The 24,050-nt window shown below is 71.6% G+C and carries 23 protein-coding genes and 1 riboswitch; of the genes, 3 read left to right on the plus strand and 20 right to left on the minus strand.

Going from position 1 to position 24,050, the window contains the following annotated elements:
* Window position 1: 1 nt before the first annotated feature.
* Both ACSYGO_RS03245 and ACSYGO_RS03250 read right to left on the minus strand, forming a co-directional pair.
* A complete protein-coding gene (locus tag ACSYGO_RS03245; protein ID WP_426680379.1) occupies window positions 2–631 on the minus strand; it encodes a cysteine hydrolase family protein in 630 nt (209 codons plus the stop codon).
* A 326-nt stretch (window positions 632–957) separates the two neighbouring features.
* Window positions 958–1,224 carry a hypothetical protein gene (locus ACSYGO_RS03250; RefSeq protein WP_359493328.1) on the minus strand — a complete coding sequence of 89 codons (267 nt, stop codon included), beginning with the start codon at window positions 1,222–1,224 and terminating at the stop codon, window positions 958–960.
* A gap of 188 nt (window positions 1,225–1,412) precedes the next feature.
* Here ACSYGO_RS03250 and ACSYGO_RS03255 point away from each other — a divergent pair, with 188 nt between their 5' ends.
* Window positions 1,413–1,658 carry a DUF2630 family protein gene (locus tag ACSYGO_RS03255; RefSeq protein ID WP_028801293.1) on the plus strand — a complete coding sequence of 82 codons (246 nt, stop codon included), beginning with the start codon at window positions 1,413–1,415 and terminating at the stop codon, window positions 1,656–1,658.
* On the opposite strand, the gene ACSYGO_RS03260 is transcribed toward ACSYGO_RS03255, so the two are convergent.
* The 12 genes from ACSYGO_RS03260 to ACSYGO_RS03315 all read right to left on the minus strand — a co-directional run bounded on the left by ACSYGO_RS03260 (window position 1,646) and on the right by ACSYGO_RS03315 (window position 14,434).
* Entirely contained in the window at window positions 1,646–2,683 is a 1,038-nt protein-coding gene (locus tag ACSYGO_RS03260; protein WP_460385703.1) for a sugar kinase, read from the minus strand. The two genes, ACSYGO_RS03255 and ACSYGO_RS03260, sit on opposite strands and share 13 nt — an antisense overlap.
* Entirely contained in the window at window positions 2,680–3,585 is a 906-nt protein-coding gene (locus tag ACSYGO_RS03265; RefSeq protein WP_460385704.1) for an SMP-30/gluconolactonase/LRE family protein, read from the minus strand. Before ACSYGO_RS03265 ends, ACSYGO_RS03260 begins: the two co-directional genes overlap by 4 nt.
* On the minus strand, window positions 3,582–4,214 hold the full coding sequence (locus ACSYGO_RS03270; protein ID WP_426680382.1) for a bifunctional 4-hydroxy-2-oxoglutarate aldolase/2-dehydro-3-deoxy-phosphogluconate aldolase: 633 nt from the start codon (window positions 4,212–4,214) through the stop codon (window positions 3,582–3,584). The genes ACSYGO_RS03265 and ACSYGO_RS03270 overlap by 4 nt, the downstream gene beginning before the upstream one ends.
* Window positions 4,215–4,239: 25 nt before the next feature.
* The gene (locus ACSYGO_RS03275) at window positions 4,240–5,046 is read right to left on the minus strand and encodes a hypothetical protein (RefSeq protein WP_432174344.1); all 807 of its coding nucleotides are present in this window, start codon (window positions 5,044–5,046) and stop codon (window positions 4,240–4,242) included.
* Between the two features lie 7 nt (window positions 5,047–5,053).
* Entirely contained in the window at window positions 5,054–6,199 is a 1,146-nt protein-coding gene (gene dgoD, locus ACSYGO_RS03280; protein ID WP_426680384.1) for a galactonate dehydratase, read from the minus strand.
* The gene (locus ACSYGO_RS03285; protein WP_359493341.1) at window positions 6,196–6,933 is read right to left on the minus strand and encodes a FadR/GntR family transcriptional regulator; all 738 of its coding nucleotides are present in this window, start codon (window positions 6,931–6,933) and stop codon (window positions 6,196–6,198) included. The genes dgoD and ACSYGO_RS03285 overlap by 4 nt, the downstream gene beginning before the upstream one ends.
* A gap of 40 nt (window positions 6,934–6,973) precedes the next feature.
* Window positions 6,974–7,744 (minus strand): SDR family NAD(P)-dependent oxidoreductase, encoded by a 771-nt coding sequence (locus tag ACSYGO_RS03290; RefSeq protein ID WP_460385705.1) that lies wholly within the window; start codon window positions 7,742–7,744, stop codon window positions 6,974–6,976.
* Window positions 7,745–7,807: 63 nt separating this feature from the next.
* Window positions 7,808–9,907 carry an alpha-galactosidase gene (locus ACSYGO_RS03295; protein WP_460385706.1) on the minus strand — a complete coding sequence of 700 codons (2,100 nt, stop codon included), beginning with the start codon at window positions 9,905–9,907 and terminating at the stop codon, window positions 7,808–7,810.
* A complete protein-coding gene (locus ACSYGO_RS03300; RefSeq protein WP_432174340.1) occupies window positions 9,904–10,767 on the minus strand; it encodes a carbohydrate ABC transporter permease in 864 nt (287 codons plus the stop codon). The genes ACSYGO_RS03295 and ACSYGO_RS03300 overlap by 4 nt, the downstream gene beginning before the upstream one ends.
* Entirely contained in the window at window positions 10,767–11,702 is a 936-nt protein-coding gene (locus ACSYGO_RS03305) for a carbohydrate ABC transporter permease (RefSeq protein WP_426680388.1), read from the minus strand. The genes ACSYGO_RS03300 and ACSYGO_RS03305 overlap by 1 nt, the downstream gene beginning before the upstream one ends.
* Before the next feature lies 1 nt (window position 11,703).
* Window positions 11,704–12,993: an ABC transporter substrate-binding protein gene (locus tag ACSYGO_RS03310; RefSeq protein ID WP_426680389.1), complete on the minus strand. Its 1,290-nt coding sequence runs from the start codon at window positions 12,991–12,993 to the stop codon at window positions 11,704–11,706.
* A gap of 595 nt (window positions 12,994–13,588) precedes the next feature.
* Window positions 13,589–14,434: a GntR family transcriptional regulator gene (locus ACSYGO_RS03315; RefSeq protein WP_432174339.1), complete on the minus strand. Its 846-nt coding sequence runs from the start codon at window positions 14,432–14,434 to the stop codon at window positions 13,589–13,591.
* Window positions 14,435–15,046: 612 nt separating this feature from the next.
* Here ACSYGO_RS03315 and ACSYGO_RS03320 point away from each other — a divergent pair.
* Together ACSYGO_RS03320 and ACSYGO_RS03325 are read left to right on the plus strand one after the other, a co-directional pair.
* Complete coding sequence (locus tag ACSYGO_RS03320) at window positions 15,047–16,480, plus strand: cellulose binding domain-containing protein (RefSeq protein WP_432174338.1); 1,434 nt, start codon at window positions 15,047–15,049, stop codon at window positions 16,478–16,480.
* Between the two features lie 235 nt (window positions 16,481–16,715).
* On the plus strand, window positions 16,716–17,183 hold the full coding sequence (locus ACSYGO_RS03325; protein ID WP_426680392.1) for a nuclear transport factor 2 family protein: 468 nt from the start codon (window positions 16,716–16,718) through the stop codon (window positions 17,181–17,183).
* A 289-nt stretch (window positions 17,184–17,472) separates the two neighbouring features.
* Here ACSYGO_RS03325 and ACSYGO_RS03330 read toward each other — a convergent pair whose 3' ends face one another.
* From ACSYGO_RS03330 to ACSYGO_RS03355, 6 genes are all read right to left on the minus strand, one after another.
* A complete protein-coding gene (locus tag ACSYGO_RS03330; RefSeq protein WP_234020883.1) occupies window positions 17,473–17,628 on the minus strand; it encodes a hypothetical protein in 156 nt (51 codons plus the stop codon).
* Between the two features lie 312 nt (window positions 17,629–17,940).
* A complete protein-coding gene (locus ACSYGO_RS03335; RefSeq protein ID WP_460385707.1) occupies window positions 17,941–19,341 on the minus strand; it encodes a hypothetical protein in 1,401 nt (466 codons plus the stop codon).
* A 194-nt stretch (window positions 19,342–19,535) separates the two neighbouring features.
* On the minus strand, window positions 19,536–21,014 hold the full coding sequence (locus tag ACSYGO_RS03340) for an FGGY-family carbohydrate kinase (RefSeq protein ID WP_432174336.1): 1,479 nt from the start codon (window positions 21,012–21,014) through the stop codon (window positions 19,536–19,538).
* Window positions 21,015–21,024: 10 nt separating this feature from the next.
* Window positions 21,025–21,903, minus strand: a complete 879-nt coding sequence (locus tag ACSYGO_RS03345; RefSeq protein WP_432187987.1) for an MBL fold metallo-hydrolase — start codon at window positions 21,901–21,903, stop codon at window positions 21,025–21,027.
* A 12-nt stretch (window positions 21,904–21,915) separates the two neighbouring features.
* Window positions 21,916–21,983, minus strand: a riboswitch (guanidine-III (ykkC-III) riboswitch).
* A 360-nt stretch (window positions 21,984–22,343) separates the two neighbouring features.
* Window positions 22,344–22,748 carry a cupin domain-containing protein gene (locus ACSYGO_RS03350; RefSeq protein ID WP_426680396.1) on the minus strand — a complete coding sequence of 135 codons (405 nt, stop codon included), beginning with the start codon at window positions 22,746–22,748 and terminating at the stop codon, window positions 22,344–22,346.
* Between the two features lie 92 nt (window positions 22,749–22,840).
* Entirely contained in the window at window positions 22,841–23,890 is a 1,050-nt protein-coding gene (locus tag ACSYGO_RS03355; protein WP_460385708.1) for a LacI family DNA-binding transcriptional regulator, read from the minus strand.
* Window positions 23,891–24,050 lie beyond the last annotated feature (160 nt).

Genomic DNA, 24,050 nt, shown 5'->3' on the forward strand with positions numbered 1-24,050 from the left:
GTCAGGAGGCGTCCCGTACGGCCTCGACGAACGTGTCGGTGGTGAGGATGGCGTGGGCGTAGGCAGGGGCGTTCAGTTCGAAGGTCGCCTGCATCTCCTCGGGGCGGAAGGCGGCGATGGCGTCCTTGACGAGGGTGACGTGATAGCCGAGTTCCTGACCGAAGCGGGCGGTGGTGTCGATGCAGGTGTTGGCCCGCATGCCGATCAGCGCGATGTGCGAGATGCCGTGCTGCTTCAGCCGGAGGTCGAGATCGGTGTTGGCGAAGCCGCTGGAGGACCAGTGCTCGTGCACGACGACCTCGCCCTCCCGCGGCTCGAAGTCGGGGTGGAACGTCCCGCCCCATGAGCCCTTCTCGAAGATCTTCGTCTCCGCGGCACGGGCCTGCGAGAAGGAGAGGTGGGCCCAGCCGTCGTAGTCGCCCGGGGCGGTGCGGCGGTGCGGGACGAAGAAGGTGCGGATACCGGCCGTACGGGTGGCGGCGAGGACCTGGCGCATGTGGTCGAGCAGCCGGACGCTCTCGGCCACCTCTTTCGCGCGCGGCCACAGTTTTCCGCCCTCGGACAGGAAGTCGTTGTAGGGGTCGACCACCAGGAGAGCGGTGCGGGAGCTGTCGTAGCCGTCAGTGGTCATGGTCTGTGCCTCGTCTCTGGCTCGGACTCCGGTTCCGGCTCTCGCTCTGGTACCGGCGCCGGCTCTGGCGTACGTGAGGGGGCCGGAGTCCGTGGCGGTTCCAGGGCGGAGATTCGGGCGGGACGGCGGACTCGGGACCGGCCGCGCGGGCAGGCAGCGGCGGGCGTCAGCTCATTGACAGACTACGTCGGCACCGTCCGCCGCGCGCTCGCACACCGGCCCCCCGATGCGCCCGCCGAGCCCCCGTGGCCCTCCCGACGGCGCCGGCCACTTCGGGCGGGAGCCCGCGCCCCAGGGTCACGCGGCGGACGCGGGCTGGGCCCGCGTCAGGGGGCGTCGCCCCGCCACTCGTACGTGCGGCTGCCCGACGACCTGGGCGCGTACGTGGCGTGACCGCCGGGGCCGTACCGCCCTATCTCCGTGGGCAGGACGACGGCGCGCCCGGCCTCGTGGTCCGCCCGGTCGGTGACGTCGAGCAGCAGACCGTCCAGCGGGCCGCCCACCAGCTCGACGTACGCCCGACCGCTCCGGGGACCGGGATCGTCGTGGTCCGCCCCGTAGACCCGTCCTCGCATGAACTCCAGCTCGTCCATGATCTGCAGCATCGCATCCGGCACTGACAACGCGCCCCGGACTGGGACGCCGCTCCGTGTGCCGGCGGGGACAACCCGTGTCCGGACGCCCCCGCGCTCCTGGCGGTCGTGCCGGCCCGCGGTCCACGGGTGAGCCGGACCGCCGACTTCTCCGTACAGTGAGGAAGTGTCCTAGGAGGCGTACCGACATGGATCAAGAGCAGATCCTCAGCAGGATCACGGCCATGGTGGACGACGAGCGGCGGCTGCGGGAGGCCATCGAGGCCGGTCGGATCGACAGCCGCACCGAACAGGAACGGCTCGGTGAGCTGGAGCGCCAGCTCGACCAGTGCTGGGACCTGCTGCGCCAACGACGCGCCAAGGCCGAGTTCGGTGAGAACCCGGACGAGGCGCAGGTCCGCCCTTCCTCGGAGGTCGAGGGCTACCTGGGCTGACCGCCCCGGGCGGGAAGCGGACGGTCGCCGGGACCGGCAGGCGCCGGCTGGACGACGTGCGCGGACCACTCCTCGTTCGACAGTCCCAGCAGTCGCTCCGTCTCCGCGCGCTCTGGCAGTGGCCCCCGGTCCGCCGTCACCGTGAGGGCGGAGGACGCCGTGACGTGGCCCAACCGGAGCGCGCGCGACAGGGGTTCGCCGTGGAGCAGGCCCGCGAGGAAACCGGCCGCGAAGGCGTCACCGGCGCCGACCGACTCCACGACCGTCGTCCGTAGCGCGGGCACTGTGTGCTCCGCCGCGTCGGTGAAGGCACTGGCGGCGTGGGCGCCGTCCTTGACGACGACGACGCGTGGCTGCGGAAGCAGGGCCCGTACGTCCGCCGCGGTGAGGCGTGCGCCCCAGAGGTCCTGTGCCTCGTCGAGGCCGACGAAGACGATGTCGGCACGGTCGGCGAGTTCGCGGAGCACGGTGGGGGCCGACCCGTCGGGCCACAGGGCGGCGCGATGGTTGACGTCGAAGCTGACGGCGTACGGCCGCGCCGCGGGCGGGCAGGTGAGCGCCCGGGTGACGAGTTCGCGGCAGGACGGCGACAGGGCCGGAGTGATGCCGGTGAGGTGCAACAGCGCGGCCCCGCTGACGGGGTGACGGTCCAGCAGGTCGGGTCCGAGGGCGGACGCGGCGGAGCCGTTCCGGTAGTACCGCACGCGTGTGCCGTCGTGTCCGGGGTCCTTCAGCAGGAGGCCGGTGGGACGGTCGGCGTCGGTGCGCACATGGGACACGTCGACGCCCGCCGCGGCGACCGTGGCGCGGACCCGGCTGCCCAGCGGGTCGTCGCCGAGCGCCGAGAGCCAGATGCTGGGGATGCCGTGGTCGGCCAGGTACATGGCGACGTTGGACTCGGCTCCGGCCACCGACAGACTCAGGTGGGTGGCGTCGTGCAGGGGGCGGACCGGGTCGGGGACCAGGGCCGCCATGGTCTCGCCGACGCAGACGACGGGCCCCGGGGCGGGGCGCCAGCGGGTCATGACGGCTCCTGCGGGTCCGAGGGGGTGCGCGGTGCGTGGGGTCGATAGGCGGCCGCCGGCGTTCCCGGCACGTCGACGCGGAGGGTGAACACCGCTCCGTCGTGAGAGCCGGGTGCGGTCAGGCCGACGCGGGCGGTGGTGACATGGAGGACGTCGCCGACCAGGCACACACCCGCGGGGCAGCTCGCGGGCAGCCTCAGGACGCGGTCGGGTGTGCCGTCCGGCAGATACCGGCGCACCGTGCCGGTCCCCCAGACCGCGATCCACACCCCGCCCTCGACGTCGACCGCCATGCCGTCCGGACTGCCTTCGTCGACGGTGACGAAGGTCTCCGGTGTTCCGAGGTCGGCCGTCTCCGGGGAGACCGGGAAGCGCCGGACGATGCCGCGGGCGCTGTCGGCCAGATACATGGCGCCGCCGTCGGGGGTGAAGGCCGGGCCGTTGGGCACGGTGATGCCGTCCAGGACGCGTACGGTCGTGCCGTCGTGGCCGACCCGGTACAGGGCGCCGGCGCCCTCGTCGGCGTCGTGGGACATGCTGCCCGCCCAGAAGCGGCCCGCGGGGTCGGCCGCGGCGTCGTTCATGCGCATGCGCGGAACGGTGTTCTCCTCAGGGCGGGCGAGCCAGCTGACGGTGCCCTCCGGACCGATCAGGCAGATGCCGGTGCCGGCGGCCGCGATCCAGGTGCCCGGCCGGCTGGCGACGGGGGCGACCGCGCCCAGCGGCACGGGGAGCTGGATCAAGGTCCGCAGACCGGCCGCCGGATCGTCGGGCGCCGCGAGCAGACGGCCGGCGAGGATGTCCACCAGCACGACGCCGGTGCCGGTCCAGCGGATGCCTTCGCCGAGCTCCAGCCGGTCCGGCCGGGTGGCACGCAGGCCCTCGGTGACGTCGCCGGTCACGGTGTCACCTCCCCTACGACGGCGCGGAAGGCGCGGGCCCGGTCCCTCAGCGCGGTGAGGCTGCCGCCGTCGGCGGCGTCGCCGACGAGGGGGGACCCGACGCCGACCGCGGTCGCGCCCGCCGCGAGACAGGCGCGGGCGGCCGCCTCGTCGACTCCGCCCACCGGGACGAACGGCGTGTCGGGGAACGGACCGCGCAGCGCCTTGAGATAGGCCGCTCCTCCGGCCTGGGCCACCGGGAAGACCTTCAGTGCGTCCGCGCCCATCGCCCGGGCGGCGATGATCTCGGTCGGGGTGAACACGCCCGCGAGGACGGGCAGGCCGAGGTCCTGTGCCGCGCGAACGCCGTCCCCCAGGCCGGGGGTGACGACGAAGTTCGCGCCCGCGCGGTGGGCAGCGCGTGCGTCGTCGGCGGTCAGGACCGTACCGGCGCCCAACGGCCGCTCGGGGCCCAGCACTTCACGGGCGCGGGCGATGACCTTCAGGGCGTCGGCTCCGCTCAGCGACACCTCGACGAGCTCGACGCCTTCCTCGGCCAGGGCGAGCACGGTGTGCAGTGCGGCGTCGGCGTCGCCGCCGCGCACGATGGCGACCAGGCGCTGAGCGGCCAGGGCAGCGGGTAGTTCCACGGACGAAGCTCCTCGGTACGGTGGTTCAGGGGCAGTGGCAGGCGGAGTCGACGATGAGCCGCCAGCGCACCTCACCGGTCGCCGGGACGCGGACGGCGTCCGTGGGCCCGGCGTCGGCGAGGTCGAAGGTGCGGCCGAGCATCGGCTCGACACCCGTACTGCGATAGGGACCCGGCCGGGGGAAGCCGCCGAGGTTGCGCCACAGCGCGATCGACACCGGGTGCCCCTCGGCCCGCACGGCGAAGCTCAGCCGGTCACGGCCGTCGTGGACGCAGCACCACGGGGCGTCCACCACGGCGCCGACAGCGGTGCCGTCGTCGGGGCCGAGTCGGTCGAGCGGCAGTCCGTGCGGTGCCGGCCACGGGCCCTCGACCCACGGCGCGCCGTCGGGCCAGGGCCGGTGCAGCAGCGGACCGGCTTCGGGGAACAGGCGGGTGTTCGCACCGGAGTTCAGGTGGAGTGTCGCGTCCGGGGACAGGTCGAGCAGGGCGTGCGCCGCCCAGACGAAGCGGTAGCCCGGCTCCGCGGTCAGGTGGTAGTCGGCGGTGACACCTTCGGGTGTGGAGCGGATGGTGCGGCCGAGGGCGAAGTCCGCGCAGCGCACGTGGTGTGTGTCTCCGTCCTGGGTCCAGGGGCGCGACCAGGCGTCTCCGTGGTCGGGGTCGCCGCGGACCGTGGGGATGCATTCCTCCAGGCCGCCCGCGTCGACGAACGCGTCGCCGGGCGAGACCTCGTGGCGTTCCGGTGCGCCGCGTCGCCACAGCCATTCACGGCCGTGTGCGCGCAAGGAGGTCCAACGGCCGCCGTGCGCAAGGTCGGTGAGCACGTCCACGGCGTCGTCACCACTCCGCGAAGGAGCCGTCGGCGTGCCGCCAGACCGGATTGCGCCAGGCGTGTCCCGAGCGGTCGGCGGCCCGCACGGCGGCCTCGTCGACGGTGATGCCGAGGCCCGGTGTGTCACCGCGGTGGGCGTGACCGTCGACGAAGCGGAAGGGTTCGGGGTCGGCGACGTAGGAGAGCAGGTCCGCGTCCTTGTTGTAGTGGATGCCGCGGCTCTGCTCCTGGATCAGGAAGTTCGGTGTGGCGAAGGCGACTTGGAGGCTCGCGGCCAGTGCGATCGGCCCGAGGGGGCAGTGCGGGGCCAGTTGGGCGCCGTAGGTGTCGGCGAGCGAGGCGATGCGGTGGACCTCGGAGATGCCACCCGCGTGGGAGAGATCGGGTTGGACGACCGCGACGCCGGCGGTGAGAGCGGGCAGGAACTCGCTGCGGGAGTAGAGGCGTTCGCCGGTGGCCAGCGGTACGGAGCTCGTGGCGACGAGACCGGCCAGCAGGTGGCTCTGCTCGGGGAGGACCGGTTCCTCGACGAACAGCGGGTGCAGGGGCTCGATCTCGGTCAGCACGCGGCGGGCGCTCGCGGCGGTGAAGCGGCCGTGGAAGTCGACGGCCACGTCCCGGTCGGGGCCGAGCACGTCGCGGGCGGCTGCCACCCGCGCGACGACGGCGGCCGTCTCGGCCGCGGTGGCGATCGGGGACGTGGCTCCGGCGCCGTTCATCTTGACCGCGGTGAAGCCGGCTTCCACCTGGGCCGCTATCTGCTCGCTCAGTTCGGTGGGTTCGTCGCCGCCGACCCACGCGTAGACCCGGACGCGTTCGCGTACGGGGCCGCCCAGCAGGGCGTGCACGGGTGCGCCGTAGGTCTTGCCCGCGATGTCCCACAGGGCCTGGTCGAGGCCGGCGACCGCGCTGGACAGCACCGGGCCGCCCCGGTAGAAGCCGCCCTTGGTGAGGACCTGCCAGTGGTCCTGGATGCGCAGCGGGTCCTCGCCGATCAGATGCTCGGCGAGGACGTCGACGGCGGCCCGGACGACCTCGGCGCGTCCCTCGACGACGGGTTCGCCCCAGCCGACGACTCCGTCGTCGGTCTCGATCCGGCAGAACAGCCAGCGCGGCGGGACCAGGAAGGTTTCTATGCGGGCGATCTTCACTTGCCGCCGGTGCCTTTCGTGTCATCGGAGCCGTCGATCCGGTCCAGATCGCGTCCGGCCTGTTCGAGGAGGGCGTGCATGGCGGCCTCGGCGGCCCGGGGATCCTGGTCGCGTACGGCGTCCAGGACCGCGCGGTGGGCCGGTACCGGATCCTCACTGTGCGGAGAGCTGTGCACGAGCCGGTCGCGCTGCGCGAGGCCGGACTCGATGACCATTTCCATGCGTTCGAGGAGTTCGTTGTGGGTGGCGGTGAGCAGCGCCCGATGGAAGGCGAGGTCGGCGTCGACGGCGTGCGCGGCGTCGGCGTCGTGCTCCCCCATCGCCGCGAGGGCTTCGTCCAGGGCGGCGAGGTCGGCGTCGGTGCGGCGCTCGGCGGCCAGGCGTACGGCGGCCGGCTCGATGATGGAACGGACCTCGGCGAGGTTGCGCAGCAGCGCGTGGTCGGCGCCGGTGGTGCCGCCGCCCTCGAACTGCCAGCGCAGCACGTCGGCGTCGAGCAGGTTCCAGTCGGCGCGGGCGCGCACGAACGTGCCGCGTTTCTGACGTGCGTCGACCATTCCCTTGGCGGCCAGCACCTTCAGGGATTCGCGCAGTGCGGTGAGGCTGACGTCCAGTTCGCTCTGCAGCGCGACGAGGTCGAGCGTGGCCCCCTCCGGGATGTCGCCTCCCAGGATGCGGCGGGCGAGCGCTTCCACGGTCTGGCCGTGCAGTCCGCGGCGGGCGTAGGGCGTCATGGCGTAGTGCCTTTCTCCTCGGATGTGAACGCTGCAATGATCACGCGGATGCCTTGACGACGCTCCACCCTCCGTCGACGACGAGGTGCGCTCCGGTGATGAAGGAGGCCTCGTCGGCACCGAGGAACGCGATGGCGGCGGCCACCTCCTCGGGAGTGCCGAATCTTCGGGCCGCCGTCTCGGCGACGCTGCGCTGCCGGTCCTCGGGCGGCACCCGGTCCCAGGCGCCGGTGAGCACGGGGCCGGGCAGGACGGCGTTGACCCGCACCTCGGGCCCGTACTCGACGGCGAGCTGGCCGCACAGGGAGAGCAGGGCGCCCTTGGATGCCGCGTACGCGGGGTGTCCGGGCAGACCTCTGTGCGCGTGGACCGACGAGGTGAGGACGACCGATCCGCCGACGGAGCGCAGGTCGGGCAGGACTGTCTTGAAGCCGATGAAGGACGCGGTGAGATTGACGGCGAGCTGCCGCTCCCAGGAAGCGAGGGACATCCGGTCGGCCGGGGTGACGTCGACGGTGAACGCGTTGCTGACCAGCACGCCGACGGGTCCGTGGGTGTGGGCGGCGTCCGCGATCCGCTGCCAGTCCTCCTCGGCCGAGACGTCGGCGGTCACGAAGGTCGCCGTGCCGCCGTGCTTGGTGATGCGCTCGGCCGCCGCCCGGCCGCGCTCCTCGGCGATGTCGGCGAGGACCACGGCGGCGCCCTCCTGTGCCAGGCGTTCGGCGGTGGCGGCACCGATGCCGGAGGCGGCGCCGGTGATCACGGCCGTTCGGCCGGTGAAGCGGGCGCCGTGCCGTCGTGACGGGTCCATGGTGTGGTTCGGCTCCTTCGTCGGAGGTGGTGGCAATGATGGCGGGTGGCGTGTGCCGGTGGTCTAGTGCCGGGTCAGCACCACCAGTTCGGCGTCGTGGTCGGCGCTCCACGCCAGGGGCAGTCCGTAGTGCAGCAGGTGTGCGCCGCTGTACGCGGTCGAGGACGCGGCGTCCGTGTAGGTGGCGGTGGGGTCGAGCCCGCGCAGCCGCAGCCGGGCGGGGCGGCCGGGCACGAGCGGGGCGCCGTCCAGCCGTCCGGTGCTGAAGGCGGCGACGACGACGCGGTGGCCGTCCTCGGCGTCGTACTGCACTCCGCAGGTGGCGTCCCGTACCGTGCCGAGCAGGCGGGCCTCGCCGTGGTGCACGACGTCGCGGACCTCCTTGTACCGGCTGATCCAGCCGGCCGCCTCGGCGAGTTGGTCCGGAGTCCAGTGGCGCAGGTCGGCGCCGATGCCGAGCACTCCGCACATGGCGGTGACGAACCGGAAGGCGAGGCTGCGCGGGCGCGGGTCGAACACGCCGCGGGCGTCGGTGACCCAGGAGCTCATCACGTGCGGTGCGTGCGCGTGCAGGAAGCCGTACTGGATGGCCAGGCGGTCCAGCGGTGCGGTGTTGTCGCTGGGCCAGACGACGTCGGTGCGGGCGAGGGTGGTGTGGTCGACGCGGCCGCCGCCGCCCGCGCAGCCCTCGACGGTGACGTCGGGGTGGGCGGTGCGCAGATGGTCCAGTACGCGCAGGTATCCGCGGACGTGTTCGGCGTCGAGGTCCAGGTGGTCCGCGGGGCCGGCTCCCGGCCGGCCGCGTTCGGTCGGCGGGCGGTTCATGTCCCACTTCAGATAGCTGATGTGATGGCCGGTCAGCAGCTCGTCGAGGGTCCCGAGGACGAACTCCTGGACGTCGGTGCGGCCGAGGTCGAGCAGGAGCTGATTGCGCACCCGGCGGGCGGGGCGGTCGTCGATGCGGTAGACCCACTCGGGGTGCTCCGCGTACAGACGGCTGGCCGGGCTGACGGCTTCCGGTTCGATCCACAGTCCGAAGTCGAGGCCCAGGGCCCGCACGTCGTCGACGAAGCGGTCGAATCCGTCGGGAAAGGCCGCCGGGTCGGGCGACCAGTCGCCCAGTCCTCCGGTGTCGTCGGCGCGGCCGGTGAACCAGCCGTCGTCCACGACGAACAGCTCGGCCCCGATGTCCGCGGCCACCTTGGCCAGTTCCAGCTGGCTGGCGGCGTCCACGTCGAAGCCGGTGGCCTCCCAGGAGTTGTAGAGGACCTTGCGGGGGCGGCGCAGTCGTCCGCCCGCGAGCCGTCGTTCGTAGCGGTGCCAGACACGGGACAGGCCGTCGAGACCGTCCGGGCTGAAAGCGCAGGCGAGGCGGGGGGTGGTCAGGGTGTCCCCGGGGGCGAGCCGTACCGCGCCTTCGTGCGGTACGCGGCCGGCCCGCACCCGTACCGTGCCGCCGGGTTCCGCCTCCGCGGCGATGTGCCAGTTGCCCGCCCATTCCAGGGCGATGCCGTACGTGGGGGCGGGTGCGTCGTGCGGTGCGGCCGCGTCCTGGACGGCGAGCCAGGGCGCGTACGCGTGTCCCGGTACGCCCTGGGTGCTGCCCATGGTGAACGTGCCGCGAGTGAGGTCGAGTTGGGTGTGCTGGAATTCCTGTGACCACTGGCCGGTGAGGTACGTCAGCCGGGCGCCTTCGGTGACGGGGACGGTCACGGCGGCCGAGTCCAGCCGTTCCAGGCGCAGTTCTTCCTCGCCCGTGCAGGTCAGTTCGGTCCACCGGTGGATGACGTCGGTTCCCGGCACGGTGGCGTAGCACAGGGTCGTGCGCAGGCCCAGGACGTCGTCGGTGAACGCCAGCCGCAGTGTGCCCGGTTCCTCCACGGCGCCGTCGAAGGTCCACCACACGCCCCGTTCCCCGCCCGGTCGCGAGGCGACGAGGTCGGCGCCGGTGAAGGGCCGCAGTCCCTGCGGCAGGTATTCGGCGGGGGCGGCGTCGGCGGGGGTGATGAAGTGGGTGCGGTGCGACCAGTCCAGCGCCGACGGCCCGTGCTCGGCGCCGTGCGGCCCCCATGCCTCCAGTTCGGCCCACGGGCCGTCCGGGGAGAGCCGCACGGTGTAGCCGGTGTGCTCGGTGCGCAGCGTCCAGCGCCGGGATGTCGTCACTTCACTGCTCCGAGGTTGAGGCCGGCCACGAAGTGGCGCTGGAAACGGAGGAACACGGCCACGGTGGGGGCGGCGGCGATGACGGATCCGGCGGCGATCACGTTCCACATGGACACGTACTGTCCCTGAAGTCCGATGAGGGCCGCGGTGATCGGCATCTTGGTGTCGCTGCGCAGCACCGTGATGGCCCACAGCAGGTCGTTGAAGATCCAGGTGAAGGACAGGGCGCTGAGCGCGGCGAGCGCGGGCCGGGTGAGCGGGAGGATGATGCGCCAGAAGATCTGCCAGGGTCCGGCGCCGTCGACGACGGCGGCCTGCTGGATCTCGGCGGGGATCGCCCGCATGAAGCCGTGCAGGACGAAGACGTAGAAGCCGACGCCGAATCCGATCTGCACGCCGATCAGGGCGGGCAGGGTGTCGTACACGCCCATCAGCTCGCTGAGCTTCGACACCGGGATGAGCAGGATCTGCGGGGGCAGCAGATTGCCGCCGAGCATCAGCAGCAACAGGGAGCGGCGGAAGGGCATTTCGTAGCGGCTGAGGGCGAACGCCGCCATGGCGGCGAGTGCGAGGGTCACCGCGACGCAGGGGACGGTGACGACCAGACTGTTGATCAGGGCGCGCTGCTGGCCGCCGTCGGACCAGGCCTGGTGGAAGTTGTCCAGGGTGAAGGAGTGGGGCCGGCTGCCCAGACCGTGTGCGGCGATGTCGTCGAAGGACCGCAGGCTGGTCACCAGGACCAGGGCGATGGGCAGCAGCCACAGCACGGCCAGCGTCCCGGCGCCGAGGTGGAAGCCGGCCGTGGCGGCCCTCCGGCGGCGCAGTGCGGTGGCGGACGTGCGGGGCTGGGTGGCGGACATCAGTCGGCCTCCCGGAAGGCGCGGACGAGGTAGGAGGCGATGACGCCGAAGGCCAGCAGGAAGATGACGACGGCCAGGGCGGAGCCGTATCCGAGGCGCAGGGACTGGAACGCGGTGGAGTACATGTAGGTGCTCAGCAGTTCGGACGAGTGGTAGGGGCCGCCCCGGGTCAGTGACCACACCACGTCGAAGGAGCGCAGCGAGTCGATGATGATCACGGACAGCACGACGGCGTTGACGCCGCGCAGTTGAGGGAGCGTCACATGACGGAAGCGCTGGAGACGTCCGGCGCCGTCGACCTTGGCCGCCTCGTAGAGTGCCGGGTCGATGCCTTTGAGGCCGGCGAGGTAGAGGACCATCACGTAGCCGATCTGGCGCCAGAGCGCGGGCACGATCACCGCGTACAGGGCGGTGTCCTGGTCGGCGAGCCAGGCGTGGCGCAGGCTGCCGAGGCCGATCCCGTCGAGGAGTTGGTTGAGCACGCCGTCGGGCTGGTAGATGGCCTGCCAGACGAGGGCGGTGGCGACGAGGGAGAAGACGACGGGCAGGAACAGGGCCGCGCGGTAGAAGCCGATGCCGCGGCGTTCCTGCTGGAGCAGGAGCGCGGCGCCGAGGCCGAGGAGTGCGGACAGTCCGCCGAACAGCACCAGCCACAGGACGGTGTGACCGACGGCACTGCGGAAGATGTCGTCTCCGGCCATCTCGCGGAAGTTGTCGAGACCGACGAACTTCGGCGGTGATACGCCGTCCCAGCTGGTCAGCGCGAGGTAGAAGCCCTGAAGCGCGGGCCAGAACACCCACACGGCCTCGGCGAGGAGGGGGATGAGGACGAAGGCGAGCACGAGCGGGGGTGTGCGCCGGGGGCCCCGGCCCCGACCGCCGCTGGGCGGGGTCGGGGCCGGGGTCTTGCGTCGGGTGGCGGTCAGGACGGCCATGTCAGGCGTTCCAGATCTTCTGGGCGTCGCGCTGCCAGGTGGTGAGGATGCTCCCGACCTCCTTGGGCTTGGCGAGGAACTTGGTCAGCGCGGTGTCGGCGGTGGGCTGGAGGGCGTCGCTGGAGTCGCGGTTGAAGAACTGGGTGATCTCCGCGGCCGCCTCGATGTGCTTGCGGCCCTTCTTGACCAGGGGGGTGCCGGCGTCCTTCGCGTCGGGGTGGCACGGCAGGACGGTGCCGGAGGAGCCCTTGATGTAGAGCTCCTGCGCCTGCGGTGTGGCGAGGAATTCGAGCAGGCCGGAGACCTGCTCGTGGCGTCCGGTGCGGGCGCTGGCGAAGTAGCCGTCGGTGGGCGCCTCCTCGGCGAGCGGCACCTTCGGGTCGATGACGGGGAAGCGGAAGAAGTCGATGTCGTCGAGCGCGTCCTTGGGGGCGGCGTCGGCGAAGAACGTGCCGATCAGCATCATGCCGCTGCGGCCGTTGAGCAGGGAGGTCGTGGCGTCCTGGAAGGCGACGGCGGTGCCGTTCGGGTCGAAGAAGGGCAGCACCTCCTGCCAGCGGTCGAAGACCTTGCGCACCTCGGGGTCGTCGAAGCGGTGCTCTCCGGCGAGCAGCCGGCGGTGGTACTCGGCGCCGTTGATCCGTATGTCGAGGTAGTCGAACCAGGCGGACGCGACCCACGCGGTGTTGCCGCCGGCGCCGAGCCCGATGGGGTCCACGCCCTTGGACTTGAGCTTGTCGCACAGGTCGAGGAACTCGTCCCAGGTCGAGGGTTCGCTGACGCCCCACTTGGCGAAGTTCGACTTCCGGTAGAACATGCCCCACCAGTAGTAGGTGGTGGGCACGAAGACCTTCTTGCCCGACGTCGCGGTGCACAGCGTGTGCAGCGCCTTGGAGTAGCGCTTGAGGTCGGGTGAGGAGTTCCAGACGTCGTCGAGGCCGAGGAGCAGGTTCTTCTTGGCGTAGGCGTCGGCGACCGAGCCGGGGTACCAGGTGTACACGTCCGGCGGGTTGGCGGAGGTCAGGTAGGTCGGCAGCTGGGTGCGAAAGGTCTCGGCGGCGACGGTGTTCAGTGTGACCTGTCCGGAACCCTTCTTGCCGTAGGCGGCGACCACGTCCTGCATGGCGGCCTTGGCCTGCGGTGCCGACAGGTTGGACTGGAGGGTGACCGCACCCTTCGAGGAGGTCTTGGAGGAGGAGCTGGAGGTGACACAGCCGCTGAGCAGCGCCGCCGTCCCGGTGGCGCCGAGTCCGGCGAGCACGTGCCGTCGGCTTGGCTGGTGGTTCGTCATGAGGTCTCCCTGCGGATCCCCGCGCCGGGGGCGGCCCTCCTGACGGCCGGTGCCCCGCTCGCGGCGGATCCAGGTTCGCGTGGCTCTCCCGCCACGTCAAGATTAATTACTAATTTATTTGAACTGGGTGTCCTCCGCGGCCACGGGGGCTGCGGAGTCGGGGACTGCCGCCGCCGGCGCCCCGGAGGCGGCCAGGGCCGTGACGACGGCCGTCGCGGAGGCCAGGCGGGCGGTGCGGGATCGGGTCGGTCTGAGTGCGGGTGCGCGTGGAGCCACGTGCCTCTCCCGGAGGTTGGGAAGCAGAGGGGGGCGCGATGCGGGCCGCGCGGGGCCGGCGGCATCACGGCGACGACTGTGGCCCGGAGCCGAAACCCTGTCAAGATTAATTACTAATTTAATAGAAGCCGCTCGGGTCGAGGGCATGCCGACGGGCCGAACGCCACGGTGGCGGCGATCGGCAGGCCGGATGCCGGGAGGACGGCTGCGTGCGGGCCGCACGCACGGCGGACGGTGCGGCGACGGCGGCCCGCGCGCGTCAGGGCGACACCGCGGGGCCGGTCGTCCCGCTGCGCCGTCGGCGTGAACTACGTACAGGTCAAGGGGCGTTCTGCACTTCGCCACGGGTGGAGAACGTGACGGGTTCTCCCGGCAAGATGTCGCCCGGCGGTATTCCGGGGTGGTGGCCGTCGCTCGGTGACGGGTGCTCGGTGCGCGGGCCCAGCGTCAGCCGGGAGACGATGCGATAGCGGTCCCCGCGGTAGAGCGAGTGCACGTACTCCACCGGCCGGCCCCGAGCGTCGGAGGTGAGGCGTTCGAAGAGGAGGGCCGGCGAGAGTTCGGGTACGTCGAGCAGGTCCGCCTCGCCGCGGGTCACCACGGTGGGCTCGATCGCCTGCACCGCCTCGCTGACCTGGATGCCGTGGCGTCGGCCGAGGTGCTCGTACAGGTCGCCGTTCTCCAGTTCGTCACTGGTCAGGTCCGGGACCAGATCCGCGGGGATGTACAGGTACTCGATCGCCATCGGAGACCCGTCGACCAGGCGCAGACGTGCCACGTACCGGATCCTGGCCGCCGGGGAGACGCGCAGTTTGCGGCCCACCCTGGCGCCGGCGGACTGCGTGCTCACTTCGAGGAGCCTGCTGGTCCACTCCCCCACGGCCTGCGGCAGACTGAAGGTCCGGCTGTCCTGCACCAGTTCCTGAGTGATCTTCTCGCTGGCCACGAACACGCCACGGCCGTGCTCGCGCACCAGCAGCCCGGCGACGACGAGTTGGTCCACCGCCGCCCGCAGCGTGGGCCGCGACACCCCCAGCTCGGCACAGAGGGCGCGCTCGGAGGGAATCGCGTCGCCCGGCCTGCGTTCCTCGACGAGTGCGAGGACGGCGTCGCGCACCTTCTCGCGCTTGAGTACCGCGCGGGAGGCTGCGGGGTCGATCTCCATGCAGGACTCTCGTTCGTCGTCGGGACGGGGTGCCGGTGCGGCCCTGACCATAACTGGTCTGCTGGTAAACCGACTTTAGTCGGGCTCGGCGCACGCGAACCAGCCCGTCAGCCGGTCGAGCACGCGCCAATTTCCTTTGCCTGAGGGGTACTTGACGGTCACATTGGTCTATGCCACCTTCGTCCGAGGCCGACTGGTAAACCGTCGGCCGGTCAACTGGTCAAGTGTGGTGTGTAGTTTCCCTCCAGCCCCCCAGAGGTGAACCATGCGATACCGCTCGCCCGCCCATGGTGTGCCCGAACGGCCGGGAGCGGCGACGTCCCGGTGAACTCGGCCGGCTCGTGGGACCGCGGGCTCGGCGGCCCGTGGCCACCGACCGCCGTGTGCTGAGCGCCGTGCCCGCCGCGCCGCGCTCCACTGCCCTCACACGGATCCCCCTGGGCCCTGCCACTCCTTGAAGGCCCCCCGATCGGCCCGCCCCTCCCTGGGCCGAGGCCCACGCGTCACGTCCGCCGACGTGTTCCACGCCCAGCGGCGCGGCGCGCCCGAAAACGCTCCGGATACCCCCCGATCCTCCCGCCGGATGCGGGAGACTCCCCGAAAGGAACCCGGATGAGAACCCGTCCCGCCACCGGCCGCCGCCGGGTGGCCCTGGCCCTGTCGGCGCTCCTGGGCAGCACCGCCCTGGCCGCCGTCCCGATGAACGCGACCGCCGCCGCTGCCGACGGCCTCGCCGTCCAGTACCGCACCAGCTCCGGCGGGGCCACCGCCGACCAGAGCGAACCCTGGCTCAAGGTGCGCAACACCGGAGCCTCCACGGTGCAGTTGAGCCAGGTGAAGATCCGCTACTACTTCAAGGCGGACTCGGCGAACGCCTCCTACCGGTTCGCCTGCTCCTGGGCGGTCAAGGGGTGCGCCAACATCACCGGCACGTTCGGCACGCTGAGCCACCCCACCGCGACCGCGGACCGCTACCTGGAGATCGCCTTCACCTCGGGCGCCGGAACGCTCGCGCCGGGCGCCGACACCGGGGACATGCAACTGCGCTTCTACCAGTCCAACTGGCAGACCCTGAACCAGGCGGACGACTACTCCTTCAACTCGTCCCTGACCTCGTACGCGGACTGGAACAAGGTCACCGCGCAGCTCGCGGGCAGCACGGTCTGGGGCACGGCGCCGGAGGGCAACGACCCGACCGATCCGACCGACCCCACGGATCCGACCGACCCGCCCGGTGGCGGCCAGACGCTGTTCGACGACTTCGCCTACACGTCGCACACCGACCCGGCCCTCTCCGCCCACGGCTGGAACGTACGCTCCAACTCCGGCGGCCCCGGCGTGCCCGGCGCCACCTGGGACCCGTCCAAGGTCACCTTCCCCACCGTCTCCGGCAACTCGGTGATGAACCTCCAGACGTCGACCGCGGGCACCGCCGAGTCCACCAGGCAGACCGAAGTCGTCTCCAAGAGCACGAAGTTCAAGAACGGCACGTACGCGGCCCGGGTGAAGTTCACCGACGCCCCGGCGTCCGGACCCGACGGCGATCACCTGGTGCAGACCTTCTTCACCATCAACGACCTCAAGGCCCCGATGGCCGACGACTACTCCGAGTACGACTTCGAGTACCTGCCCAACGGCGGCTGGGGCGAGACCGGCAACATCCTCTACACGACGTCCTGGGAGACCTACAACCCGGACCCCTGGCAGGCCGTGAACCAGCACACCGAGGCCCGCCAGAGCTACGCCGGCTGGCACGACCTGATCGTCACCATCGACAGCGGCAGCATCAAGTACTACATCGACGGGCAGCTCTTCGGCACCCACGACGCCCAGTACCTGCCCGAGCGGCCGATGTCGATCAACTTCAACCAGTGGCTCATCGACCTCAACGGCCAGACCTCCACCACGGCCCGCGCCTACGACGAGCAGGTCGACTACGTCCTGCACGTCAAGGACCAGGTCCTCACCCCGGCACAGGTGGCCGCCAAGGTGGCCGCGTACCGCGGCGCGGGGACGGCCTTCGTGGACGAGGTCCCGGCCTCCTGACTCCGGCCCGCGCGGGGGCCATCTCCCCGTCCCGGCCGCGGACATGAGGCCGCCGGGACGGGGACGCCGGACGGCACCGAGGCCATGGACACGACGCCCGCGCGGGCCGGCCGGTGTGCTGCTCCGGCGGGGCGGCCGCTGTTGCGATCACCATGGCCCAGGTATCGAATGAACGGTGGAACACACCTGGCAGCAACGGAACCGTCCGCCCACCGGACCGGCTCTGGGAGACATCATGGCCGCAAAGCCTCCGGTGCCCCCGTTCACCCGGGAGAGCGCGATCACCAAGGTGCGCCTCGCCGAGGACGCGTGGAACACCCGGAACCCTGAACAGGTCTCGCTCGCTTACACCGTCGACAGCCGCTGGCGCAACCGTGCCGAGTTCGTCGACGGGCGTGCGGAGATCGTCGCCTTCCTCACCCGCAAGTGGACCAGGGAGCTGGACTACCGGCTCATCAAGGAGCTGTGGGCGTTCACCGAGAACCGGATCGCGGTGCGGTTCGCCTACGAGTGCCACGACGACTCGGGCAACTGGTTCCGCTCCTACGGGAACGAGAACTGGGAGTTCGACGACGAAGGCCTGATGCGGGTCCGTCTGGCATGCATCAACGACCTCCCCATCACGGAGGAGGAGCGCAGGTACCACTGGCCGCTCGGGCGCCGCCCCGACGACCACCCGGGACTGAGCGACCTCGGGTTCTAGATCGCCCACCGCCCGGCCATCCTGATCGCGCAGAAACGGCACACCCCCGGGGGGAATGGACCTGCCCCGGGGGACCCGGCACCTGGGCTCACCGTGGAAGAGCTCGGCGCGGCACCGCCGCGCCGCGCCCGTCAGCACTGAGGCCGACGCCCATGGTTCGCCGCGTGCTTGCGCCTGCCCTTCTTCTTACGGCGTCGCTTCGAGGACATGGGAACACCTCCTTCGCTTCGGCCGGGGATCCGAGATCCGACGGCGCCCACGCGCGGCCGGAACCTCATCAGCCTGCTCGTCAGACTTCCTCAGCCTGCTGGGCGCGGAGTTCCGCCCGGTCCATTTCCGTCCGTCGCTCCAGCTCGTCGTCGTCGGGGCGCAGCGGCAGGCCCCGCCCGTGGCCCGTGTCCGGGTCGCCTTCGACTTGTTTGTTGGACTTGTGATGGTGAGCCACCGTCAGTCCCTCCCTCGCGGGCATCGCGACCTGTGTTGCCCGCTGCCGCCGCTCTGCTGGGGCCGCCTGTCATCCGGCCGGCGCCGCCCGTGGCGGCAGCTGCTGTCGCGGTTGAGGTGTCCATAGACCAAATTCCACTCAAACAACTGCGCGGACAACCCGCAACCGGAGGCCTGCGGCCGGGCCGCAGGCCTGACCGGGACACGATCAACAAAGCCGGCAGACGGCCTCGACGTGTGCACACGGTGGCCCTGCGTCACGACACGCAGTGCCAGGCAGGATCACGACAAAGAGTCCCGGGCAGGGCCGGGATCAAGGGGCGATGCCCACTCCGTCGATACGGCTCCACGACCTCTCCTGCGCGGCGGTCATGGCCGGCCACGACAGCCCGCCCGGCCGCGGCCGGACCCGGGACGCGTAGGGAGCGGGGCGGAAGTCCGGGTCGTAGAAGCACCCGGTGCCGTAGACGCGGTCGAACCGGGCACACGACGACGCGACGGACCGCGGTGTCGGCTTCTTCCCCGTCCGCACCCAGGCGTCGAGCGCGGCGATCGAGTTGGCGTACTCCGAGTCGCTGAGCTCGCTGTGCTCGCTCTCCTCCGTGAAGGTCTGCACGAGGTGCTTCCCACGGTGTGCGGCCTCGACGCTCGCACGGTAGGCGGCCTCGTGCTCGACGAACGCGGTGGGGTCGTCGATGGCGTGCATCGTGAGCACCGGGAGGGAGATCCGCCCGGTCAGGTCGCTGTCGTAGGACAGATCGCGGCGGGCGGCGGGGTCCGCGGAGAAACGCTCGAGACCCTTGTTCAGCGCTGCGTCGTCGTGCGAACCGGAATACCGCACGCTCGCGTTGTCGAAGGGATTCCGGTCGCCGAGCCGGTTGTGCACGATGTCGCGGAAGGTGAACACGGAGAAGCGCAGATGCGACTCCAGCGTCCGCTCGGGGATGCGCGTCACCGCGAGGATGTCGTCGAGGTTGCGCTGCTGGAGCGCGGTGCGGTCCTGGGGAGCGGACGCGTATCCCGTGCACTCCTGGAGACGCGCACGCAGCCCTGCCGTCGTGAGCGTGGAGGAGGGGCGCAGGCCCTGCCACAGCGGGTACTGCGGCTCGTCGGGGCGCGGCAGGTTCCGGCAGTAGTACTGGTAGACCACGCGCAGATCGACGCGGTAGTCGTATCCCCGGGAACCGCCTGCCAGGACGCCGCTGGTGAGCAGGGCTCCGTCGTAGGGGCCGCCCTTCTTGCCGTACTCCTCGACGACCTTGGCCGCGACGTCGCCGCCCCAGGACTGTCCGTGGACGTAGGTCCGCTCCGGCCTGCCGAACTCGTCCACGAACAGGCGCCGCAGGTGCTCCGTGTCGGCCGCCGCCATCCTGGTTCCGTAGCCGCCCCTGCGGTAGGACGAGCCCGCCCAGGCGTACCCTTCGTCGACCATCACCGCCCAGCGGTCCAGGTCGCCGACGCTGCGCTGGGGATCGGACTCGTCGCCGAGGTCGGGCCCGCCGTGCGCGTGGACGACCAGCGAACCGTTCCACTGCTTGGGGACGGCGATCGCGTAGTACGCGCCGTCGGAGTCCCGGCCCGTGTAGCAGGTCGCCTTGTCGCCGACGCCTGCCGGGCAGGTGGTGATCCCGGGTCCCGACGGGGCGGCCTGCGCCGGGACGGTGCCGCTCACCACTCCGGCGAGCAGGCCCGCGACGCCCATGGCCAGTGCCATGCGGTGCCGCGTCCGCGGTGTCCGGGGTGGCGAGGGCTGGTTTCGACGTGAGCTGCGCAAGGCAACGCTCCTCCACTCGGTGGCGCGCCGTCGCGCCGAGCGTGGCGATGCTAGGAGCGCACCGGCCCGCACACCATCAAGGAGGCAGTTGTGTTCATACTGTGCGCGGACCTGGCGCACGGGGGCGGACGGGGTCAGCGCTCCTGAAGTGCCGCCAGGGCATGGACGGTCGACGAGGTCTGCGGGTACAGCCGCCGGTAGAGGGCGTACAACTCGTCGTAGCGCCCGGTGTTCTGCGCGCGGGGCGTCACCACCTCGCGCACCGGGTTCCAGTCCTCGACGGTGACGTCCGCGACGAGTTGTGCGGCCAGCAGCGCGCTGCCGTAGCCGGCGCCGATGGTCGTGGTCCGCAGTTCCTGCGGGCGGCCGGTGATGTCGGAGACGATCTGCGTCCACAGGGAGCCCTGGGTGCCGCCCCCGACCGCGACCACACGTCGGATGTCCCCGCCGGCCGCCTCGATGACCTCGATGTTGTGGCGGACACCGAACCCGGTGGCCTCCAGAGCGGCCCGGTAGAGGTCGCCTCGGGTGTGGGACAGGGTGAGTCCGGCGATCACTCCGCGGGCGTCCGGGTCCATGACCGGGGTGCGCTCGCCGGAGAAGTACGGGAGCATCAGCAGGCCGTTGGCGCCGGGGCCCGACTCGGCTGCCAGACGGGTGAGTTCGGCGTGGTCGGTGCCGGTGAACAGGTCGCGCAGCCAGTTGGTGACGGCGCCGGAGGTGGCCATGCCGCCGGCCAGGTTGCGGGTGCCCCGGAGCGCGCCGACCGTGCCCCACAGGGACGGACTCGTCAGCGGCTCGGGCACTGTGTGGATGAGGAACATGGTGGTGCCGTACATGAGCATCAGGTCGCCGGTGTTCTGCGCGCCCACACTCAGCGCCTCAGCCCAGGCGTCGATGGTCCCGGTGGTGACGGGGATGCCGGAGGGCAGTCCGGTGTCCCGGGCGGCCCGGGCGGTGAGTGTGCCGGCGGACTCACCGGACCAGCGCAGCGGCGGCAGGTCGATGCCGGGTGCCACTTCGGCGGCCCAGGGGGCGTACCACTCGCAGGCGATCGTGTCGTAGAGCGGGGTGCACTGGCTCGCCGAGTGGTGGTCGAGGACGTAGCTCCCCGTGAGGTTCCTGACCAGCCAGGAACTCGGCATGTACAGGCGTCGGGCCCGGGCGTAGAGCTCGGGCTCCTCGTCGGCGATCCAGGCGATCTTCGGCCCCGCGGCCTGGGTCGAGAGGGCGGATCCGCCGCGGCGGATGATCTCCTCCGCGCCGAGCCGTTCCTCGATGTGCCGGATCTGGCGGACGGAGCGCGTGTCCACTCCGTAGAGGACGGCGGGGCGCAACGGCGCGTCGTGCTCGTCGGTCAGCAGGACGCAGGGCCCCATGCCGCTGACCCCGACGGCGACCACGCTGGTGTCTCCGGGCGCGATGAGCTCCTGGGCGAGTTCGGTGAACTCGCGCCACCACACCGAGGCGTCCATCTCGAAACGGCCGGGACCGGGCCTCGTGGGGGTGTGTTCCCGGACGGCGGAACGGATCGGGGCACCGTCGAGGCCGACGAGCACGCCCTTGCTGCTCGACGTGCCGATGTCCACACCGATGACTGCGTCGCGAGGCATGACGAGGCTCTCAGGCGTCGCGGCAGATGACGAAGGCGGGGAACGGGTGCCTGCCGGGCCGGTCGCCGACCTCGTCGATCGCCGCCCTGATGTCGCGGAGCCGGCTCGGGGCCATCTCCAAGGGTGGCTCGTCGGGCTGGTAGGTGGTCCGGATCGGGTAGTCCACACCGGGCTCGCGCGTCATCTCGATGTGGCACCCGAGCACGTGGGTCACCGGACGGCTGTCCGCGAACTCGATCAGGCGGTCGACGGATCGCGTGAACGCCGGCCAGTCCGCCACGTACAGCCGGCCGGGGTAGACCGTGTCGCCGGTGAGCAGGAATCCCGTCCAGGGGTCGTAGTAGGTGACCGCCGCCTCGTGGTGCCCCGGCGTGGAGAAGCATTCCAGGACACGGCCCCCGAGGTCGATCCGTGCCACCCGGTCGGGATCGCCGCGGAACCCGAAGTAGTCCCATGCCGTGTCGAGTCGGGCTCCCACGACCTGGGTGTCCGGGCGGTCCGTGAACTGCGCGTCCGCGGCGATGTGGTCGCCGTGCGGATGGGTGTGCAGCACGAGCAGCCCGTACCCGTCGTGCGGATCGCGGCGGAGTCGATCGGCGATCAGACCGTCGACGACGCGGCGCAGCGGGAAGTACTCCGCGGACGCGGTGGCCCCGGTGTCCAGCAGCACCGCCCGCTCGCGTCCGAAGAGCAGGAACATGAACGGCGCCTCGTAGTTGATCGCCATGTTCTGCCGGAGGATGAAGGTGTCCTCGTCGTACGCGTGGATCTGGATGTCGGCATCCGTGTTGTGCTTCGCCGACGGTGATCCGTGGTCCCACGCGACGTCCAGCGGGCGGGACCCGTGCACCGCGGGTGCCGGGCCGAACGAGCGCTTGTCTGCGTCCACGACGCCTCCCCTCGTGCGTCGTCTTTGCGGACCGGGTACGGCGCACTTCTCGTCCGGGGCAGGCACCGGCGCGCCGCCGCCCGGAAACTAACACGCCCCGCGAAGTCCCGCAGCCGCGCGGCGACCGGTACTGGCGCGATTTCGTACGAGGACGGCGACCGGCACGGGCGCGTGCGCACAGGAGCACGGCGACCAGCACGTGCACGGTCCCTTGCGAGGGCGACGACCAGCCGGGGCGCGGTCACTTACGGGCTCGCCGACCAGCGAGGGTGCGGTCACGTGCGGGATGGCCGACCAGCGAGGGCGCGATCACGTACCAGCACGGTGACCAGCCGGGGCGGCGCGGTAGTGCGGGATCGGCCGTCGGCCCGGCCGCGGTCGGGCGCAAGCACGATGATGGGCCATGCAGGCGCCGCGCCCCACGGCCGGCCACTCCCCCGTCACGTGCTTACGTCCGCCCGCCCCGTCCGCCCGTCGTCCTCCTGCGGCACGGCGTATCCGGGGACGGAGGGCCATCGCACGGTCAGCACCACCGACTCCTCCTCGGCGACCCAGGAATGGTCCACTCCCCGGCCCCACACGACGTAGTCGCCCTGCTCCGCCAGCACGACGCTGCGACCGGGCAGCTCGACGCGGAAACGGCCGCTGACGAGGACCTGGAGAGCCGTGCGCGTCTCTCCCCGCACCCACTGCTCGCGCCGCTCGCCGCGTGGGTGGACGCCCCACTTGATCTCCACGGCCTCACTCCGGCGGGGATCGCCGGGCTCCTTGAAATGCCCGAGCAGCCAGCCCCGGTCCAGTGCCGCGTCCTTGCCGGCGTTGCCCACGTACACGCTGTCGTCCATGCGCCCGAAGCTAACACCCGCTCCACGGCCCGCGCCGCGATCGGCGCAGGGCGACGGCACCGGACTCGGAGACCGGTCGGACGGATACGGCGTCACGCGTCGCCGGTGCCGGGCCCCGTCGCCGTGGAGGGACGTCCGGCGCTGCTCTCGCGGACCACCAGCCGGTGACCGGCCGTCAGCGTGGACGGCCGGTTGACCGGTGCGTCCGACATCCGGTCGAGCAGCGCCGCCACGGCCATGCGCGCGATCGCCCGCTTGTCCGGCGAGACGGTGGTGAGTGAGGGCACGGCGTAGCGGGACTCCTCCAGGTCGTCGAAGCCGACGACGGCCATGTCGTGCGGGACGTCGACGTGCCGCTCGTGGGCCACGCGCAGTGCGCCCGACGCGAGGAGGTCGGAGAAGCAGAAGACCGCGTCCGGAGGGTGGTCCAGGTCGAGCAGGCGGCTCATCGCCTCGGCCCCCTCGGCCCGTCCGAAGCTGCGCACCGGGGGCGCGAGGCGGGGGTCGTAAGGGACGCCGGCGGCATGCAGGGCGGTGAAGTAGCCATGCATGCGCTGGGCGGAGGTGGCGAACGGCGGGTCGGTCTGATGCCCGATCACGGCGATCCGCCGACGGCCGAGTGCCAGCAGGTGCTCGGTGGCCTCGCAGGCCGCGGCGGCATTGTCGATCAGGACGTGATCGGCGGCGATGTCGTACGAGCGCTCGCCCAGCAGGACGAGGGGCACCGTCTGTTCGAGAGCCGCCAGCCGTGCCTGGTCGAGTCGGAGGGGGCTGAGCAGGACGCCGTCGATCAGCGAGTCGGTGAGTCCGCTGGCGATGCGCAGTTCCTCGTCGGGGTCGCCGCCGGTGTCCTCGATGAGCACCGTGTAACCGTGTTCCTTGGCCGCCACGACCACTTCGGCGGCGAGTTCCGCGAAGTAGGGGGCGACGAGTTCGGGGAACGCCAGGGCGATGATGCCGCTGCGGCCGGTCCGCAGGTGGCGCGCGGAGGCGTGCGGACGGTAGTCCAGTTCCGCGATCGCCCGCTCGACGCGCAGCCGGGTCGGTTCGGCGACCTTCGCGGCGCCCCGCACCACGTTCGACACCGTCTTGATGGACACACCCGCGCGCGCGGCGACGTCCTTCATGCGTGCTCCGGCCACGTCCCCGCCCTTTGTGCCGCCTGCATGGTTCCGGTGTCACCTTACCCCCTGATTCCAACGTTGGAACAGAAGCATCCATCGAGGCGCTCCGAGCACCCACCCAGCCGCGGCGACCAATTCACCAGTGTCGACGCGACCTATTGACGACCGCAGCTGAACT

It is taken from the genome of Streptomyces krungchingensis (genome assembly GCF_054729265.1).